The organism is Ruegeria sp. BC2 (assembly GCF_056539245.1).
In genome coordinates this window covers 561,091-579,944 of sequence record NZ_JBQFUQ010000001.1, presented here as the reverse complement: position 1 = coordinate 579,944, position 18,854 = coordinate 561,091, and the positions used below count along the sequence as shown (strand labels likewise).

General features: G+C 60.8%; 20 protein-coding genes. All 20 read right to left on the bottom strand.

The genetic code is table 11. The features are described from left to right. Position 1 precedes the first annotated feature (1 nt). Positions 2 to 1,669, bottom strand: a complete 1,668-nt coding sequence (locus ACR0CU_RS02830; RefSeq protein WP_480642414.1) for a ribonuclease J — start codon at positions 1,667 to 1,669, stop codon at positions 2 to 4. Then, on the bottom strand, positions 1,666 to 2,445 hold the full coding sequence (locus ACR0CU_RS02825) for a type III pantothenate kinase (RefSeq protein WP_170450652.1): 780 nt from the start codon (positions 2,443 to 2,445) through the stop codon (positions 1,666 to 1,668). Before ACR0CU_RS02825 ends, ACR0CU_RS02830 begins: the two co-directional genes overlap by 4 nt. 11 nt (positions 2,446 to 2,456) lie before the next feature. Then, positions 2,457 to 3,206 carry a biotin--[acetyl-CoA-carboxylase] ligase gene (locus tag ACR0CU_RS02820; protein WP_170450654.1) on the bottom strand — a complete coding sequence of 250 codons (750 nt, stop codon included), beginning with the start codon at positions 3,204 to 3,206 and terminating at the stop codon, positions 2,457 to 2,459. 54 nt (positions 3,207 to 3,260) lie between these two features. Continuing rightward, a complete protein-coding gene (gene nuoN / locus ACR0CU_RS02815) occupies positions 3,261 to 4,703 on the bottom strand; it encodes an NADH-quinone oxidoreductase subunit NuoN (protein WP_093964920.1) in 1,443 nt (480 codons plus the stop codon). A gap of 15 nt (positions 4,704 to 4,718) precedes the next feature. Beyond that, positions 4,719 to 6,260, bottom strand: a complete 1,542-nt coding sequence (locus tag ACR0CU_RS02810; RefSeq protein ID WP_480642412.1) for an NADH-quinone oxidoreductase subunit M — start codon at positions 6,258 to 6,260, stop codon at positions 4,719 to 4,721. Next, positions 6,260 to 8,386 (bottom strand): NADH-quinone oxidoreductase subunit L, encoded by a 2,127-nt coding sequence (nuoL, locus tag ACR0CU_RS02805; RefSeq protein WP_170445053.1) that lies wholly within the window; start codon positions 8,384 to 8,386, stop codon positions 6,260 to 6,262. Before nuoL ends, ACR0CU_RS02810 begins: the two co-directional genes overlap by 1 nt. A gap of 6 nt (positions 8,387 to 8,392) precedes the next feature. Beyond that, positions 8,393 to 8,698: an NADH-quinone oxidoreductase subunit NuoK gene (nuoK, locus tag ACR0CU_RS02800; protein ID WP_005984024.1), complete on the bottom strand. Its 306-nt coding sequence runs from the start codon at positions 8,696 to 8,698 to the stop codon at positions 8,393 to 8,395. A gap of 4 nt (positions 8,699 to 8,702) precedes the next feature. Then, on the bottom strand, positions 8,703 to 9,305 hold the full coding sequence (locus tag ACR0CU_RS02795) for an NADH-quinone oxidoreductase subunit J (protein WP_170340404.1): 603 nt from the start codon (positions 9,303 to 9,305) through the stop codon (positions 8,703 to 8,705). After that, positions 9,302 to 9,724, bottom strand: coding sequence for a carboxymuconolactone decarboxylase family protein (locus tag ACR0CU_RS02790; RefSeq protein WP_170341019.1), 423 nt, complete (start codon positions 9,722 to 9,724; stop codon positions 9,302 to 9,304). The genes ACR0CU_RS02795 and ACR0CU_RS02790 overlap by 4 nt, the downstream gene beginning before the upstream one ends. Continuing rightward, positions 9,721 to 10,215: an NADH-quinone oxidoreductase subunit NuoI gene (nuoI, locus tag ACR0CU_RS02785; RefSeq protein WP_170445050.1), complete on the bottom strand. Its 495-nt coding sequence runs from the start codon at positions 10,213 to 10,215 to the stop codon at positions 9,721 to 9,723. Before nuoI ends, ACR0CU_RS02790 begins: the two co-directional genes overlap by 4 nt. 2 nt (positions 10,216 to 10,217) lie before the next feature. Then, positions 10,218 to 11,255, bottom strand: a complete 1,038-nt coding sequence (nuoH, locus tag ACR0CU_RS02780; protein WP_170340401.1) for an NADH-quinone oxidoreductase subunit NuoH — start codon at positions 11,253 to 11,255, stop codon at positions 10,218 to 10,220. A gap of 240 nt (positions 11,256 to 11,495) precedes the next feature. Then, positions 11,496 to 13,481 (bottom strand): NADH-quinone oxidoreductase subunit NuoG, encoded by a 1,986-nt coding sequence (gene nuoG / locus ACR0CU_RS02775; RefSeq protein ID WP_170445048.1) that lies wholly within the window; start codon positions 13,479 to 13,481, stop codon positions 11,496 to 11,498. Positions 13,482 to 13,484: 3 nt separating this feature from the next. Next, positions 13,485 to 13,889, bottom strand: coding sequence for a DUF5333 domain-containing protein (locus ACR0CU_RS02770; protein WP_170357345.1), 405 nt, complete (start codon positions 13,887 to 13,889; stop codon positions 13,485 to 13,487). Positions 13,890 to 13,987: 98 nt separating this feature from the next. After that, positions 13,988 to 14,365: a hypothetical protein gene (locus tag ACR0CU_RS02765; protein WP_170341011.1), complete on the bottom strand. Its 378-nt coding sequence runs from the start codon at positions 14,363 to 14,365 to the stop codon at positions 13,988 to 13,990. Further along, on the bottom strand, positions 14,365 to 14,781 hold the full coding sequence (locus tag ACR0CU_RS02760) for an MAPEG family protein (protein ID WP_170445046.1): 417 nt from the start codon (positions 14,779 to 14,781) through the stop codon (positions 14,365 to 14,367). The genes ACR0CU_RS02765 and ACR0CU_RS02760 overlap by 1 nt, the downstream gene beginning before the upstream one ends. A 5-nt stretch (positions 14,782 to 14,786) precedes the next feature. Continuing rightward, positions 14,787 to 16,085, bottom strand: a complete 1,299-nt coding sequence (nuoF, locus tag ACR0CU_RS02755; RefSeq protein ID WP_093964909.1) for an NADH-quinone oxidoreductase subunit NuoF — start codon at positions 16,083 to 16,085, stop codon at positions 14,787 to 14,789. 12 nt (positions 16,086 to 16,097) lie between these two features. Further along, a complete protein-coding gene (locus ACR0CU_RS02750) occupies positions 16,098 to 16,319 on the bottom strand; it encodes a DUF5337 domain-containing protein (RefSeq protein WP_093964908.1) in 222 nt (73 codons plus the stop codon). A gap of 32 nt (positions 16,320 to 16,351) precedes the next feature. Then, complete coding sequence (locus ACR0CU_RS02745) at positions 16,352 to 17,500, bottom strand: NADH-quinone oxidoreductase subunit E (RefSeq protein WP_480642409.1); 1,149 nt, start codon at positions 17,498 to 17,500, stop codon at positions 16,352 to 16,354. Continuing rightward, positions 17,500 to 18,723: an NADH-quinone oxidoreductase subunit D gene (locus ACR0CU_RS02740; RefSeq protein ID WP_170369307.1), complete on the bottom strand. Its 1,224-nt coding sequence runs from the start codon at positions 18,721 to 18,723 to the stop codon at positions 17,500 to 17,502. Before ACR0CU_RS02740 ends, ACR0CU_RS02745 begins: the two co-directional genes overlap by 1 nt. Further along, positions 18,723 to 18,848 carry a hypothetical protein gene (locus ACR0CU_RS02735; protein ID WP_261391884.1) on the bottom strand — a complete coding sequence of 42 codons (126 nt, stop codon included), beginning with the start codon at positions 18,846 to 18,848 and terminating at the stop codon, positions 18,723 to 18,725. Before ACR0CU_RS02735 ends, ACR0CU_RS02740 begins: the two co-directional genes overlap by 1 nt. Positions 18,849 to 18,854 lie beyond the last annotated feature (6 nt).

Sequence of the window (18,854 nt, the reverse complement as noted above, 5' to 3'; positions counted from 1 at the left end):
CTTATTTCATTCGGCTTATCACAACCGTGACTTCGGGCTTTTTGCCGATTTCGATCTGCGCACTTTGTCGAACGATGCGACGCATGGCTTCTTCCAGCTTGTCATCGTCCCGCAGCGTTTTGACCTCAGCTCGCATCAGGAACTGGTTCAGGTCCTCTTCCAGCACCTCAATCAATCCGGCCCGCGACACGCCGGTTTCCGGCAGCCCCATGGTATCGCACCAAGGTTCGCCCAGTGGCTCGTCGTCTTCGTCCAGGATGACAGTTACGGTCACGTGCCCGTTCAGAGCCATGCGGATACGGTCCCGCACCACACCGTCCAGCGCGCCAATCTTGACGGAACCGTCCAGGTAGGTCCGGCCGGTCTCGACATAATCCACGACCTCGGGCGCGTTCCCCGACAGATCCAGCATCGTTCCATTCACCGCCAGAACTCCGGCACGACCTGCGGCCCTGGCCAGCTTTGCGTGTTCCCGCAGATGCCTGTGTTCACCGTGCATTGGAACGACGATCTGAGGATCGACCAAGGCATGCATCTGCTCAAGATCGGGGCGGTTGGCGTGGCCGGAAACGTGGTACAGGCCAGCGCTGTCATCGACCACGTCGACGCCTTTTTCGCTCAGTTGGTTCATGATGCGGATCACACCGCGTTCATTCCCCGGAATGGTCTTCGAGGAGAAAAGGAACAGGTCGCCATCCTTCAGCTCGATCCCCCGGTATTTGCCGCGCGCCAACTGCGCGCTGGCCGCGCGGCGCTCACCCTGGCTGCCGGTGACGATCAGCATCAGGTTCTGGCGGGGCAGATCCAAGGCTTCCTCAGCGCTGATCACGCGGGGAAAATCAGACAGGATACCGGTTTCAGTCGCAGCCTCGATCATGCGGCGCATGGCCCGGCCCAACAGAACCACCGAACGACCCGCCCGATGCCCGGCCTCGGCCAGCGTTTTGACCCGCGCGACATTCGACGCAAAGGTCGTTGCAACCACCATACCAGTCGCGTCCTCGACCAATTGGGTGATGGCCGGCCCAACCTCCGACTCCGAGCGACCGGGATGCGAGGAAAACACGTTGGTGCTGTCACAAACCAACGCCTTGACCCCGGGCTTGGCCACTTCGGCCCAAAGATCGGGATCAAACGGTTCGCCCACAACCGGATTGGTGTCCAGTTTGAAATCACCGGTATGCACGACACGGCCAGCCGGCGTGTCGATCACCAGCGCCGCACTCTCGGGGATCGAATGCGAAACGGGCAGGAACCCGACCGTAAACGGACCAGCCTTGATCTGCTCGGGCCAGGCGGAAACGGTGCGCACGGCTTCGGGCGGATGTCCGGCATCTTCCATTTTGCGGCGCGCGATATTTGCGGTGAAGGCACGCGCGTAGACCGGCGCGCCAAGGGCCTCATGACAATGGGCCACGGCGCCGACGTGATCCTCGTGCGCATGGGTGACGAAGATCGCCTCAAGCCGATCCGCACGTTCCTTCAACCACGAAATGTCGGCGTAAATCAGATCGACGCCCGGCGTTGTATCCATGTCGGGAAAGGTCACGCCCAGATCGACCAGGATCAGGCGTTCCTGACCGGGTTTGCCATAGCCGTAGACATAGGCGTTCATACCGATTTCGCCCGCGCCGCCGAGCGGCAAGTAGATCAGTCTTTCGCTGCTCATGCCGAGCCAGTATCCTTGTTGTAGCGATGGATCACGGTAAGCCCGTGCATCGTCAGATCGTCTTCAATTGCATCAAAGCCCACATCGGCCTGATCGAATAGCGGTGCAAGACCGCCCGTCCCTATGACCTTCATGGGCATTCCGTATTCCGCCTTGATCCTGTCGATCAAACCTTCGATGAGGCCGGAATACCCCCAATACACACCTGACTGGATACATCCAACCGTGTTTGTGCCGATGACTTTCTCGGGACGCGTCACGTCGATATGCGGCAGAGCTGCAGCGCCCTGGTGCAAGGCCTCGAGGCTGAGGTTCACGCCGGGGGCGATTACCCCCCCGACATAGGCGCCATCAGCTGCGACCACATCGAAATTCGTGGCGGTCCCGAAATCCACCACCACGACATTCCCGCCGTGCCGATCAAAGGCACCGGCCGCATTCGCCAGACGGTCCGGACCGGGAATCGTCCCTTCATCAACGCGCGGCGCCACCGGCAACTCGCAATCGGGCTTGCCCACCACCAACGGCCGGCATCCAAAGAACCGGTCGGCAAAGACGCGCAGGTTGAACACCACCCGCGGCACGGTCGAGGCGATGATGACGTCGGTGATGTCAGCTTCGATCCTGTAATGTTTCACGAGGGTCGAGTACCAGGTGAAATAGGCATCGGCCGTGCGGGCATGATGGGTCGAGGTGCGCAGCGTACATAGGAATTTCTCGCCATCCCAGATCGAGAAAACGGTGTTCGTGTTGCCGCAGTCAATGGCCAGAAGCATATGCGCCCCTTTCAGAAATAGACGTCTGCCGCCGGAATGCTGACGCGGCCCTTGGCGGTGTTTAGGACAAGGTTGCCGCCCGCGTCCACCGTTTCAAAGGTCCCGACGGTTTCCGAAGCACCTGTGCGCGCGGTAATCACCTCGCCCAGCTTCGCGGCCCGGGCCAGCCACGCTTTGCGGATCGGTTCAAACCCGTAGGTAACAAACTGATCTTCGAGCTTCGCGTAGGCATCGGCGAGTTCGGTCAGAAAGTCCTCGGCGGACACCTGAGCCCCGGTTTCCGACAACAACGAAACGGGCCGCAGAGCCTCCTGCTCGACTGAGTCAGGATCAGGCGCGTCTGCGAGGTTCACCCCGATGCCGATCGCAAGGTGAGATACGTCGCGCCCCTGCCCTGTGCTTTCCAACAGGATGCCGGCCAGTTTCCCGCCGTTCAACAACACGTCATTCGGCCATTTCAATGCGAACCCCTGTGCGCGACCGGTGACCGAGACACAGGCATCAAAAAGCGCCAGCGCCGCCACAAAGCTGCGAAGGGCTGCCTGCTCTGGATTGCCCTCAGGCCGCAGCAACAAGGTTGCTGCCAGGTTGCCCTGGGGGTTGGACCACGCCCGGCCGCGCCTGCCACGCGCGGCGGTTTGATGATGCGCCATGATCCAGACCGGACCTGTTGCAGTGGGTGCGATCCGCGCGGCCTCATTCAGGGTGCTGTCAACTTCCTGCAGGATATGCAGACCATATCCTTGGGGCCAGGTGCTCATGCCAAAAAGGCCCGGCCTGATGGCCGAGCCCCTTTCCAGATTTTGTTGAAACGGTCAGTTGACAAGCGTCGTCGCCGCGGCTGCCGCTGCGCCCTCGATCCCGAACTGGTAGACCACACCGATCAACATCAATGCGGCCGACCCCATCAGAGCAACCCACAATACCGGGGTCGAGCGGGTTTCGATCGGATCTTCGTTTTCGTCGCCGAAATACATGTAGAAGACGATCCGCAGGTAGTAGAAGGCACCGATCACCGAGGCGATTGCCGATGCAATAACCAACCCAATCAGGTCAGCTTGCACACCGGCCTGCCAGACGCCGAACTTGGCGAAGAACCCCAGCATTGGCGGTACGCCGGCAAGGCTGAACATCAGGATCAGCACTGCCAGCGCCTTGCCCGGGTCCCGCTTGGAATACTGGCGCAGGGCGTCGATGTCTGTCACCGGCTTGCCGTCGCGCTCCATCATCAGGATGAAGGCGAAGGTGCCGATATTCATGGTCACATAGATCGCCAGATACATCAGCATCGCTTTGACACCCAATTCGGTGCCTGCGGCCAGACCGATCAGCGCGTACCCCATATGTGCAATTGACGAATAGGCCATCAGCCGTTTGATGTCGCGCTGCCCGATGGCAGCCACGGCCCCCAGCAACATCGACAGGACCGAAAGCAGCACGATCACCTGCTGCCAGTCCGCGATGGCACCGCCGAACGCATCATGCAGAACGCGCGCGAACAAGGCCATCGCTGCAACTTTGGGTGCGGTTGCAAAGAAAGCCGTCACCGGAGTGGGCGAGCCCTCGTAAACGTCCGGTGTCCACATGTGGAACGGAACCGCCGAGATCTTGAATGCCAGACCCGAGATCAGCAGAACAAGGCCGAACAGAAGGCCAACGGAGACATCTCCGTGGTGCACCGTGTTGATGATGCCCGAGAACAGCGTCGTACCGGTGAATCCATAGACCAGAGATGCGCCGAACAGCAGCAATCCCGAACTGAGCGCACCCAGAACGAAATACTTCAGCCCTGCCTCGGTCGATTTGGCGCTGTCACGGCGCAGGGCCGCCACGACATACAGAGACAGCGACTGTAGCTCGAGACCCATATAGAGCGACATCAGATCGCCGGCGCTGACCATCATCATCATGCCGACCGCTGCCAAAGCCACCAGCAATGGATACTCGAAACGCAGCAGGTTCCGGCGCGCCATGTATTCCTGGCTCATGACCAGAACCGCTGCGGCAGATAGCAGAATTGCGACCTTTGCAAATCGGGCGAACCCGTCGTCGATGAACATGCCGTTGAAGGCCACGTTGGTCCCCGAGCCGTTCGACGCAATCCAGAACGACAGCGCCGCCATCAGTCCGGCCGTCGTCCAGACCAGAACCGGAGCCAGCGCGTCCTTGCTGGTGTAGACAGCTCCGATCAGCGCCGCCATCGCATAGATCGCCAGAATGATTTCCGGCAGAATTACAGTGAGATCAGCCTGGATCATGTCTCCAAAGCTCCCTTAGTGCGAAGCGACCTGGGTCGCGGCCTCGGCCGCGGCCAGAGCCGTGTCATAGTTCGAAATCAGCGCGGCGGTCGAATTGCCGATCACGTCGGTGACCAGCGACGGATAGACGCCCAGCAGGATGGTCATGACGATCAGCGGCGCAAAGATCAGACGCTCGCGTGTGCTCATGTCGGTGATCGACTTGAGGCTTTCCTTGATCAGGTCGCCAAAGACCACGCGGCGATACAGCCACAGCGCATAAGCTGCCGAGAAGATCACACCGCTGGCCGCCACTGCGGTCACCCAGGTGTTGACCTGGAAGGTGCCCATCAGCGTTAGGAATTCGCCGATGAACCCGCTGGTGCCCGGCAGGCCCACATTGGCCATGGTGAACAGCATGAACACCAACGCATAGGCCGGCATCCGGATCACCAGGCCGCCATAGGCCTCGATGTCGCGGGTGTGCATCCGGTCGTAGATCACGCCAACACAAAGGAACAGCGCGGCCGAGATGAACCCGTGGCTGAGCATCTGGAAGATCGCCCCGTCGATGCCCTGCTGGTTGGCGGCAAAGATGCCCATGGTCACAAAACCCATATGCGCGACCGAAGAATAGGCGATCAGCTTTTTCATGTCCTCCTGCACCAGCGCCACCAACGAGGTATAGACCACGGCGATTGCCGACAGCCACAGCACCAGATCGGTCATCACGGCCGACCCGACAGGGAACATGGGCAAGCTAAAACGCAGGAAACCATAGCCACCCATCTTCAGCAGAATTGCCGCCAGCACGACCGAGCCCGCCGTCGGTGCCTGAACGTGCGCGTCTGGCAACCAGGTGTGCACGGGCCACATCGGCATCTTCACCGCGAAGGACGCAAAGAACGCGAGGAACATCAGCGTCTGCATACCGCCGACAACGTGGACACCCAGCACGCTGAAGCTCTCGGACGAGAACTGGTGCGTCATGAGCGCGGCAATGTCCGTTGTGCCTGCATCCGCATACATCGCTACCATCGCCACCAGCATCAGAACCGAGCCGAGGAAGGTGTAGAGGAAGAACTTGAAGCTGGCGTAGATCCGGTCCTTGCCGCCCCAGATCCCGATGATCAGGAACATCGGGATCAGCCCGGCTTCGAAGAACAGGTAGAACAGCACCAGATCCAGCGCCATGAACACGCCGAGCATCAGCGTTTCCAGAAGCAGGAAGGCGATCATGTATTCCTTGACCCGGTCGGTCACGTTCCAGCTGGCCAAGATGGTCAGCGGCATGATGAAGGTGGTCAGCAGCACGAACAGAACGCTGATGCCATCCACGCCCATCTTGTACTTCAGGCCCAGCAGCCACTGACCCTCTTCCACCATCTGGAAGCCGGTGTTCGATGGGTCGAACTCGGTGTAAATCCCGATCGAAACAAGGAAGGTCACGGTGGTCGCAACCAGCGCGATCCACTTGGCATTGCGCTGTGCGGCCACATCGTTCCCGTGCAGGAACAGCGCCATCAGACCGGCGGAAATGGCCGGAATGAACGTTACAATGGATAGGATATTGTCCATCAGTTTGCGCCTCCGCCGATCGACATCCAGGTGACCAGGGCGGCGATCCCCAGAACCATCCAGAAGGCGTAAGTGAAGATGTAGCCCGTCTGCGCCTTGCCTGCGAGGCGGGTGAAGAAGGGAACGACGCCCATTGCTACTCCGTTCAGGAAACCGTCGATCGTCTTGCCGTCACCGCCCTTCCACAGGAACCGGCCAAGGGCCACAGTCGGTTTGACAAGGATCGCGTCGTAGATTTCGTCAAAGTACCACTTGTTCTTGAGGAACAGGTACAGCGGACGCTGGTTCTCGGCCAGGCGACCCGGCAGCGCCGGGTTCACGATGTAGAACAGGTAGGCCAGCCCAAAGCCCAGAAGCATCGCGACGAACGGCGAGAATTTGACCCATTTCGGCGCCGCATGCGCATCGTCCAGAACATGATTGTCCGGCGCGATGTACAGCGCACCCTCGCCCGGTTTGCCGACAAAGGCATAGTGGTGATCTCCGCCCTTCGCCTTGTCATCATGCGCAGCCTCGTCGCCATGGGATTCGGTGGCATGCGTGTCGTCGCCATGTTCATCGGCCTTGGCATGGTCACCGGCGTCGGCATGCGCCTCGGCAACCGGAATGCCATAGAACTTGCCCACCTGATCGGCGTGACCGAAGAAGTTGTTGTACCAGATCATACCCGCGAACACGGCGCCCAGCGACAGAACACCCAGCGGCACCAGCATGACCATCGGGCTTTCATGCGCGTGCTCATGCGTGTGCTTGTCGCCCCGCTCCTCGCCATAGAAGGTCAGGAAGATCAAGCGCCAGCTGTAGAACGAGGTCATCGCGGCCGCGATCACCAGCGCCCAGAACCCGAAGGCCGATCCGCCGGCATAGGCGCTTTCGATGATGGCATCCTTGGACAAGAAGCCAGCAAAGCCGATCGTGGTCAGCGGGATGCCGACACCGGTGATGGCCAGGGTACCGATCATCATCGCCCAGAAGGTATAGGGGATCTTCTTGCGCAGGTTGCCATAGTTCATCATGTCCTGTTCGTGGTGCATGGCGTGGATCACCGAACCCGCCCCCAGGAACAAGAGCGCCTTGAAGAAGGCATGCGTGAACAGGTGGAACATCGCCGCCGAATACATGCCCACGCCCGCGGCCACGAACATGTAGCCCAGCTGCGAGCAGGTCGAATAGGCGATCACGCGTTTGATGTCCGTCTGCACCAAGCCCACGGTCGCGGCAAAGAAAGCGGTGGCAGCCCCCAGCACGGTGACGAACCCGGTTGCTCCTGGCGCGAACTCCATCAGCGGCGACATGCGGCAAACCAGGAACACACCGGCCGTCACCATGGTGGCCGCGTGGATCAGCGCCGACACGGGCGTCGGGCCCTCCATCGCGTCCGGCAACCAGGTGTGCAGGATCAACTGCGCCGACTTGCCCATCGCACCGATGAACAGTAGCACGCAGATGACCTCGATCGCGGTCCATTCGCCCCACAGGAAGGTCAGTTGCGTTTCTGCCAGCTGGGGTGCAGCGGCAAAGATATCCGAGAAGTTGATGCTGTCGGTCAGGAAGAACAGCGCAAATATCCCAAGCGCGAAGCCGAAGTCGCCCACACGGTTGACGATGAACGCTTTCATCGCCGCCGCATTAGCTGAAGGTTTGCGGTAGTAGAAACCGATCAGCAGGTACGACGCGACGCCCACGCCTTCCCAGCCGAAGAACATCTGTACGAGGTTGTCGGCCGTCACCAGCATAAGCATGGCGAAGGTGAAGAAGGACAGATAGGCAAAGAAGCGCGGCTTGTAGCTTTCGCCCTCGCGCCACTGTGGATCGTGATCCATGTAGCCGAACGAATAAAGGTGCACGAGCGCCGAAACCGTGGTGACGACGATCAGCATTATGGCGGTCAGCCGGTCCAGACGAATGGCCCATGAGGTCGACAGCGAGCCGCTCTCGATCCAGCGCATGATCTCGATCTGCTGGGTCTGTCCGTCAAAGCTGAAGAAGACGATCCACGACAGCAGACAGGCCAGGAACAGCAGGCCCGTGGCCGTCCACAGCGCGGCCTTTTCGCCGATGAACTTCCAGCCGAAGCCGCAGATCAGCGCGCCCACGAGCGGGGCAAAGAGGATTGTGGTTTCCATGATCCCTTACCCCTTCATCATGTTGACGTCTTCAACCGCGATAGTGCCGCGGTTGCGGAAGAAGCAGACCAGAATGGCCAGCCCGATCGCAGCCTCGGCCGCGGCCACGGTCAGCACGAACAGCGTAAACACCTGCCCGACCAGATCGCCGAGAAAGCTGGAAAACGCCACGAGGTTGATGTTCACCGCCAACAGCATCAGTTCGATGCTCATCAGCAGGATGATGACGTTCTTGCGGTTCAGGAAGAGACCGAAGATGCCGATGACGAACAGCGTCGCCGCGACGGTAAGATAGTGTTCAAGTCCGATCATCGTCTCAAAGTCCCTGCCCCGGTTTCACGTCCTTCAACTCCATCGCCTTGGCCGGGTCACGCATCATCTGGCCGACGATGTCCTGACGCTTGATGTCCTTGCGGTGGCGCAGCGTCAGCACAATGGCGCCGATCATGGCCACCAGCAGGATCAGGCCTGCCAGTTGGAACAAAAGGAAGTATTGATCGTAAAGGATGACACCCAGTGCCTCGGTGTTGTGGCGGTCGGCAGGGATCGGCTGGGCCAGGTTGGCCGCCGCGCCTTGTGCGCTGTCCCAGGCGCCAAAGGCCATGACGAACTGCATCAGGATGACCAGACCGATCAGCAGGGCCAGAGGCATGTAGCGCGCCATCTCGGCCTTGAGCTCGGCAAAGTCCACGTCCAGCATCATCACCACGAACAGGAACAGCACCGCCACCGCGCCGACATAGACGATGATCAGCAGCATGGCGACGAATTCCGCCCCCAGCAGCACGAACAGTCCCGCCGACGAAAGGAAGGCCAGGATCAGCCACAGCACCGAATGCACCGGCTGCCGGCTGATCACGGTGAACAGCCCGCCGGTGATGGCGCTGATGGCAAAGAGGTAAAAGGCAAATACGCTCATTGGTCATCTTCCTCGTTTTCGCCCATGGCCTCCTGCGCCAGTTCCAGCGCCCGGGTCATGGCCGGGATGCCGGCAAAGACCGACATCTGACCGATCGTTTCCACGATCTCTTGTTTCTTGGCCCCTGCCTCGATGGCATGGCGTACCGTCTGGCGCAGGGCCGTGTCGGCCTGTGCGCCCTGACAGGTCAGCCCGGCCAGCGTCAGCAACAGGCGGGTCTTGGCATCCAGTCCGCCCGGATTGACGGTGTTGCCGAACATCATCTCCATGACCTCCTTGGGCATGGTCGGCCACAACGCCTCGAAGCCGCGCATCGCGTCGACGGGCGAATAGCTCTCCAGCGCCGGGTTGAACGCCTTGGCCATGTCATGCGCCTGTCTGAGCATCTGCTCGAATGGGTTTTTCGTCGGATCGCTCATCGGTAGGGCGCGTCCAGTTCCAGATTGCGGGCGATCTCGGCTTCCCAGCGTTCACCGTTGTCCAGCAGCTTCTGCTTGTCATAGAACAGCTCTTCGCGGGTTTCCGTGGCGAATTCGAAATTAGGTCCTTCGACGATGGCATCGACCGGGCAGGCCTCTTGGCAGAAGCCGCAGTAGATGCACTTGGTCATGTCGATGTCATAGCGCGTGGTACGGCGGCTGCCGTCCTGGCGCGGTTCGGCGTCGATTGTGATGGCCTGCGCGGGGCACACAGCTTCGCACAATTTGCAGGCGATGCAGCGCTCCTCGCCGTTGGGGTAACGGCGCAGGGCGTGTTCACCGCGGAACCGGGGCGACAGCGGGCCCTTTTCGTGCGGGTAGTTCACGGTGGCCTTGGGGGCGAAGAAGTACTTCAACCCCAGCTTCATGCCGACCCAGATATCCTGCAGGAGGAAGTATTTGGCCGCGCGGGTATAGTCGATATTTGCCATTGTCAGCCTCCTACGCTCCAACGGGCGAATGCACCCCAGAACCAGTCGAATTTCGCCGCAAAGGCCACGAACACCACCCACACCAGGCTGAACGGCAGGAACACTTTCCAGCCCAGCCGCATCAGCTGGTCATAGCGGTAGCGGGGCGTGATCGCCTTGACCATCGCGAAGAGGAAGAAGAAGAACGCCATCTTGGCGACCATCCACAGCACGCCATCGGGCAGGCCGGGGATCGGCGACAGCCAGCCGCCGAAGAACAGCAGCGTGGTCAGCGCGCACATCAGGAAGATGGCGATGTATTCGCCCGCCATGAACAGCAGGAAGGGCGTTGCCGAGTATTCGACCTGATAGCCTGCGACCAGTTCCGATTCCGCTTCCGGAAGGTCGAACGGCGGGCGGTTGGTCTCGGCCAGGGCCGAGATGAAGAACAGGAAGACCATCGGGAAATGCGGCAGCCAGTACCAGCTGAAGAACCCGAACGAGCCATCCTGCGCCCGCACGATGTCACCAAAATTCATCGACCCGGTCGAAATGATCACCCCGATGATGATCAGGCCGATCGAAACCTCATACGAAATCATCTGCGCGGCCGAGCGCAACGAGCCCAGGAACGGGTATTTCGAGTTCGACGCCCATCCGCCCATGATCACACCGTACACCTCGAGCGAGGACACCGCGAACACATAGAGGATAGCCACGTTGATGTCGGACAGGACCCAGCCGTCATTGAACGGAATGACCGCCCAGGCGATCATGGCCAGCACGAACGACGTCAGCGGCGCCAGGATGAACACAGTCCGGTCCGCGCCGGCAGGGATCACCACCTCTTTGACGACGTATTTCAGCGCGTCCGCCACCGATTGCAGCAGGCCGTAAACGCCAACCACGTTGGGGCCGCGACGCATCTGGACCGCGGCCCAGATCTTGCGGTCGCCATAGACCAGAAACAACAGCGAGATCATCACGAAGGCCACGACGGCCAGCACCTGCGCCAATATGATCAGGGCTATTCCGCCTGGGGTGTCAAAGAATTCAGCCATTGGTCCTCACACCGTGGGTATTCCGTTTTCCGCTGCCATCGCGAGGCCCGACCGGCCGGTCGGAGACTCGCGTCGCCTGCGATTGGTTTGGCGAGTTGGTGTAAACAGCATCCGCTGCCTGCACGCCACCTTTTTCCTTCATTTCATTCGGCAAAACACACGACCACGCCCCTCGTATCTCCTCTCGGAAAAACGAGCTCGGGCTTCCGCCCGCTTTGCGTTTTATGGTCGTTGCAAACCTCATTCCGCGGCAATCTTTTGGTCACCGCGCGCCTTGGCCAGCGCCGAAAGCTCGGCCATCAACTGCGAGGCTCTTGCAATCGGGTTGGTCAGATAGAAATCCTTGATCACGGTCCGGAAATCGGCCTGCCCCAAAGGTCCGGCCTCGATTGCCTGTTCTTCGTTCTCGGGCACTTGGTCGATCGCGGCCAGATGCGGCACTGCTTCGATCAGCTTTTGCCGCAGCTGGGCCAACGTGTCATAAGGAAGTTTCTCGCCCAACTCCGCCGAAAGCGCCCGCAGGATCGCCCAGTTTTCCTTGGCTTCACCCGGCGCAAATCCGGCGCGCATCGCCAATTGAGGGCGACCCTCGGTGTTGACGAACAGACCGTTTTCCTCGGTATAGGCTGCGCCTGGCAGGATGACGTCGGCGCGGTGCGCACCGCGGTCTCCGTGGCTGCCCTGGTAGATGACGAATGGACCCGCATCTATATCGACCTCGTCCGCGCCCAGGTTGAAGATCACCTCGGCGCCGTCGATTGCAGCCTCAAGGCCACCCTCCGTCGCGGCACCCACATCCATCGCACCAACGCGGGCCGCTGCAGTGTGCAGAACAAGCATCCGACCCGACAGCGCGCGCGCGGCGGCCAAAACGGCCAGACCGTCTGCCTCGGACACGGCGCCCTGTCCGACGATCACAACGGCTTCGCTGCTTGCCTTGGCCTTGGCCAGCGCATCGCGGTTGGTGCCGAGGTGCTCGTAATCATAAGTCAGATCAACGGCCGGGCCGATCAATTTGACATCGGCGCCCGCCAGCCACGCCTTGCGGATGCGCGCATTCAGCACCGGGGCCTCGTCCCGCGGGTTGGTGCCGATCAGGATGATCTCTTTCGCCGTGTCGATCTCCTCGATCGTCACATTGCCGACATAGCCCGAACGGTTGCCGATAGGCAGGCGGGCATTGTCGGTTCGGCATTCGACCTTTCCACCCAGCCCCTCGATCATCTGCTTCAACGCAAAGGCGGCTTCGACAGGAACCAGATCGCCGATCAGACCGGCAACCTTCTTGCCCTTCATCGCCGCTGCGGCGGTGGCCAAAGCCTCGGGCCAGCTGGCGGCGCGCAGGCGACCGTTTTCACGGATATAGGGCGTGTCCAGACGTTGACGGCGCAAACCGTCCCAGACGAAACGCGTCTTGTCCGAGATCCACTCTTCGTTCACGCCATCATGGTTGCGCGGCAGAATGCGCATCACTTCGCGGCCCTTGGTATCGACACGAATGTTCGATCCCAGCGCATCCATCACGTCGATGGTTTCGGTCTTTGTCAGTTCCCAGGGGCGTGCGGTAAAGGCATAAGGCTTGGAAGTCAGCGCCCCCACCGGACACAGGTCAATGATGTTGCCCTGCAGGTTCGAATCCAGGGTCTGGTTCAGGTATGAGGTAATTTCCGCATCCTCGCCCCGACCCGTCTGACCCATCTGGTCTATACCCGCGATCTCGGTCGTGAAACGCACACAGCGGGTGCAGCTGATACAGCGGGTCATGGCCGTACCAACCAGCGGGCCAAGATCCAGATCATCCACGGCCCGCTTGGCTTCTTTGAACCGGCTGGCCGACATACCGTAGGCCATTGCCTGGTCCTGCAGATCGCATTCACCGCCCTGGTCACAGATCGGGCAATCCAAGGGGTGGTTGATCAGCAGAAACTCCATGACCCCTTCCCGGGCCTTCTTGACCATGGGAGAGTTGGTCTTGACCACGGGCGGTTGACCCTCCGGCCCAGGGCGCAGATCGCGGACCTGCATCGCGCACGAAGCGGCGGGCTTGGGCGGCCCGCCCACGACCTCGACCAGGCACATGCGGCAGTTACCGGCAATCGACAGGCGCTCATGATAGCAGAACCGTGGCACCTCGACCCCGGCCTGTTCGCAGGCCTGGATCAGGGTCATCGCGCCATCGACTTCGATTTCCTTGTCGTCGATTACGATCTTGCGGAGGTCAGACATGGTCTAGTTCGCCCTCAAATACACGCCAATGGCGCTGTTTCGTTCGATTTCCTTGCGCCCCAGGGCACAGAATGTTTCAGCTTTTCCGTAGCTCACGCCGTTCTGCGCGAGGTATTTCTCGCCTTTGGCCCGCATCCGCGCCTTTTCGGAATCCGACTCGACATAGGCCCGGATCTCGCCGTCCGAATAACCCAGGCTGTTGGCCTTGGACCGCAGGCTCCACATCACGCCGATTGCCTTCATACGCCGCCCACTGATCGACGGGCAGTATTCCGAGATCTCATTTGCGATGGCGATGTAGTAGAGCTCGTTGTCGATTTCCTTGACTTCGCGCAAGGGCGGTTTGGCGTCCGCCGAGACGGGCAACGCCATCGCACAGGCAAATGCGGCAAGTTTCACAAGTTTCATGACATATCCTTTCGTCTTGGGTTCCCCAAGACGTTCCGCGGCACGGCTGTTATGCAATAACGACCGTCCGATCTGCGCAGGATATGCAATAGCGAAGCTCATGGTCGTTGACAGGCTCCGGCAAATGTCAGGCTGTCGTTTTCGACGCGCAGGTTCTGCGGTTCGGTGTCAGGACCAACCTTCCACGCAATGCGGGAGGAACCGAAATTCTGAATGCAGAACCGGGTGCCCTCGTACCGACCAGCCTCGCGCGCGCCGTCCAGCGAAGCCGACACGCCTTTGATCGTCACGGTGAAATCCGCAGGCGACCGTTTCTTGTCGACCGGCTTTGCCTTGGCCCGAAACGACTTGCCGTCAAACAGGATCCGGTCACTGGTTGGCGCTGTCCCGCAGGCCGAAAGCAGCGTCAGCAGAACAAGGACACCGACAGCCGGGCGGCGCAGGTTCGCGGTGATATCAACAAGTGTGACGGCCATCAGAACGCAGCCACCAATGCAAGGATCCCAATCACGAACATGCAGGCCCACGCCACCACATAAAGGACAGAACGAATACCGCTATGCGGTTTGCCGACGCCTTGAATGTGTACGACAAGCATCACCAGTCGCGCGACCAAGGCAATCGCGGCCAGCCAGTTCACCCAGAACGGGCTGGCACCCAACAGAATGGCCGCCACAGTAACGGTCAGAAACGCGGGCAAAGTCTCGGTGCCGTTCAGGTAGGCACGGTTCAGGCGATAGGCCTTGTCGGCGTAGTCCTGGTCGGGGGTCGCGCCGGGAGCCAGCCCTTTGCCCTGTTTCGCCAGTGCCGAAAACGGCGACAGGAACAAAACGACCAGTGTGAAAATCACCAAAGACGCAATCGCATGGGAATACTCTGCATAGGCTTCCATCATCGTCACTCCGCCGCCATCGCACCCATACGGCCCGATTTCTGAGCCTTGATGCGGTCTTCGATTTCTTCGCGGAAGTTGCGGATCAGGCCCTGGATCGGCCATGCGGCCGCGTCACCCAGCGCACAGATCGTATGGCCTTCGACCTGCTTGGTCACCTCGAACAGCATGTCGATCTCTTCCAGTTCGGCCTCGCCGCGCACCAGGCGGTCCATCACCCGCATCATCCAGCCCGTGCCTTCGCGGCAGGGCGTGCACTGGCCGCAGCTTTCGTGCTTGTAGAATTTCGACAGCCGCCAGATGGCCTTGATGATGTCGGTGGACTTGTCCATCACGATCACCGCCGCCGTGCCAAGCCCCGAGCCCAGGTCGTTCCGCAGATAGTCGAAATCCATTATCGCGTCGCGCATGTTCTCGCCGCGCACGCAAGGCACGGACGATCCACCGGGGATCACGGCCAACAGGTTGTCCCACCCGCCGCGGATGCCACCGCAATGGGTCTCGATCAATTCTTCAAAGCTGATCGACATCGCCTCTTCGACCACACAGGGGGTATTGACGTGACCCGAGACGGCAAACAGCTTGGTGCCCGCGTTGTTCTGGCGACCGAAACCGGCGAACCAGTCGGCACCACGCCGCAGGATCGTAGGCACGACGGCGATGGATTCCACGTTGTTCACCGTGGTCGGGCAGCCATACAGACCCGCCCCCGCCGGGAACGGCGGCTTCATGCGCGGCATGCCCTTCTTGCCTTCCAGGCTTTCGATCAGCGCGGTTTCCTCGCCACAGATATAGGCGCCTGCCCCGTGATGCAGGAAAAGGTCGAAATCCCATCCTGATCCAGCGGCGTTCTTGCCCAGCAGGCCCGCATCATAGGCCTCGTCGATTGCAGCCTGCAGCGCCTCGCGCTCACGAATGTACTCGCCGCGCAGGTAGATGTAGCAGGTGTGCGCATTCATCGCGAAAGACGCAATCAGGCAGCCTTCGATCAGCGTGTGCGGATCGTGGCGCATGATCTCGCGGTCCTTGCAGGTGCCCGGTTCGGATTCGTCGGCGTTTACGACCAGATAGGACGGGCGGCCATCGCTTTCCTTCGGCATGAACGACCATTTCAGGCCGGTCGGGAAGCCCGCACCGCCGCGCCCGCGCAACCCTGAGTCTTTCATCGTCTGGATGATCCAGTCGCGACCCTTCTCCATCAGGCCAGCAGTGCCGTCCCAATGCCCCCGGGCCTGAGCGCCCTTCAAGGTGCGCTCGTGCATCCCGTAGATGTTGGTAAAGATCCGGTCCTGATCCTTCAGCATCGCGTGTTACCTTCAGCTGTCCTGACGCATGCGCCAGAGTTGAAATATGTTGACGCCCGCATAGATGAACGCCGCGATCGCGGCGAAATCAAACAGCAGCGCAAAGCGTCCCGGCAGCTCCAGCGCCGGGCCGATGAACAGGGTCATGGCAAGCCACAAAAGCATGGTCACCGCGATGACCACGCCAATATGTCGGCCCTTGCGGGCGATGGCCTGTTCCTTGTCCTTGTCCATCACACTCCGATGCCCGTATCGGGCACCGTCTCTCAGTCTTCGTAGGTGCCGTCTTGCTTGGCACGTTTGGCAAATTCGGTTTCCTCGCCAGCAGCCAGCTTGGCCGCCTGCTCGATCCAACCGTCGCGTTCGATCCGGCCCTTGAACTTCAGCCGGGCATCAACCCAGGCCACATGTTCTGGCGTCCAAGCTGCGATCTGATCGAAGTGGTAGAACCCGAGCTCGTTCAGCGTCTGCTCGAGCTTCGGCCCCACACCTTTCAGCAGCTTGAGGTCGTCGGGCTTGCCGCCGCGCGCACCGCTCAGCGTTTCGGGCTGAGCCTCAGTCGCTTCTGGCTTGGCCGCGGCGCCCTCGGGCGAAGATGGCTCCGCCTTGGCGGATTTCTTGGGCGCGGCCTGACGGGCGGCTGGTTTGCCCTGCTCTGGCACCTTCGGCGGCTTGGGTGCGGCTTTCGCTCCGGCGGCCTTGCCATCCTTGCCCAACCATGGCGTTAGTATCGGAACCTCGTTTCCGTCGATGCGCTTGACGGTATCGCCCAGTTCCGTCGCCAGTTGTACACTGGCATTGTGCTTTGCCTTGCCACCCTCGTAGTCCTTCAGGCTGGTCACCCCGCCCAGAGGCTCGGCCGCATAGCGCCCATTCTGGGGCCCGGGCTCCGGAACCTTGCCAGCGGCCAGTTCATCAATGATCCGACCAAAACTCTCGGCGGTCAGGTCCTCGTAATAGTCTTTACCGATCTGTGCCATCGGCGCGTTGGTGCAGGAACCCAGGCACTCGACCTCTTCCCAGCTCAGCTTGCCGTCCGCCGACAGCTGGTGCGGCTTGGGCGCGATCTTTTCGCGGCAGACAGCAATCAGATCCTCGGCCCCGCAGATCATGCAGGACGTCGTGCCACAAACCTGAATATGCGAAATGGAACCAACCGGTTGCAGCTGGAACATGAAGTAGAAGGACGCAACCTCAAGCACCCGGATGTAGGACATGCCCAGCATGTCAGCGACGGTTTCAATCGCCGGGCGGCTCAGCCAACCCTCCTGCTCTTGCGCGCGCCAGAGCAGCGGGATGACCGCGCTGGCCTGACGGCCCTCGGGGTATTTGGTGATCTGCGCTTCGGCCCATTGCTGGTTGGCGGCGGTGAAGGCAAAGCTTTCGGGTTGTTCGGGATGAAGACGGCGGAGCATTAGCGGTCAATCTCTCCAAATACGACGTCCATGGTGCCAATGATGGCAGCGACGTCGGCCAGTTGGTGGCCCTTGGCGACGTGGTCCATGGCTTGTAGGTGCAGGAAACCGGGCGCACGCAGCTTGGCGCGGTACGGCTTGTTGGTGCCGTCGGCGACCAGATAGACGCCGAACTCGCCTTTGGGCGCTTCGACGGCGGCATAGACTTCGCCTGCGGGGACGTGGAAGCCTTCGGTGTAAAGTTTGAAGTGATGGATCAGGCTCTCCATCGAGGTCTTCATGTCCGAGCGTTTCGGCGGGGTGATCTTGCCGCGGGCCAAAATGTCGCCCGGGCAGTCGCGCAGCTTGGCGATGGCCTGCCGGATGATCGACACCGACTGGCGCATTTCTTCCATCCGCACCAGGTAACGATCGTAGCAGTCCCCGTTCTTGCCAACGGGGATCTGGAACTCAAACTCGTCGTAGCATTCATAGGGTTGCGCGCGACGCAGGTCCCAGGCCAAGCCCGATCCGCGCACCATCACGCCCGAGAAGCCGTATTGCTGGATATCCTCCTCGGTGACCACGCCGATGTCGCAGTTGCGCTGTTTGAAGATGCGGTTCTCGGTCAGCAGCCCGTCAATGTCGTCCAGAACGGCGGGGAACTCGTGGCTCCAGGTCTCGATGTCATCCAGCAACTCGGGCGGCAAGTCCTGATGCACACCGCCGGGGCGGAAATAGGCCGCGTGCAGGCGCGCACCGCAGGCACGCTCGTAGAACACCATCAGCTTTTCGCGCTCTTCAAAGCCCCACAGCGGCGGGGTCAGCGCGCCCACGTCCATCGCCTGCGTGGTCACGTTGAGCAGATGGTTCAAAACGCGCCCAATCTCGGAATACAGGACCCGGATCAACGAGGCCCGGCGCGGAACTCCGACGCCGGTCAGCTTTTCGATGGCCAGGCACCAGGCATGTTCCTGGTTCATCGGCGCCACATAGTCCAACCGGTCGAAATATGGCAGGTTCTGCAGATACGTCCGGCTTTCCATCAGCTTTTCGGTACCGCGGTGCAGCAGGCCGATATGTGGGTCGCAACGCTCGACGATCTCGCCGTCCAGCTCAAGCACAAGACGCAAAACTCCGTGCGCCGCAGGGTGCTGCGGGCCGAAGTTGATGTTGAAATTGCGGATCTTCTGTTCTCCGCTCAGCGCGTCCGTGCTGCCGTCATCGTATCTTGAGCCGTCCATCAACGCCCTCGTTTCTTTTTCGCTTCGGCCCGAACCCGGACCTTTTCCGCCTCAAGCGCTTTGGCTGCGGCCCCCGCCAGCAGGACCCCCAGCGCACCCAACGCAATCAGTTCCCCCAGCAGCATGACCAT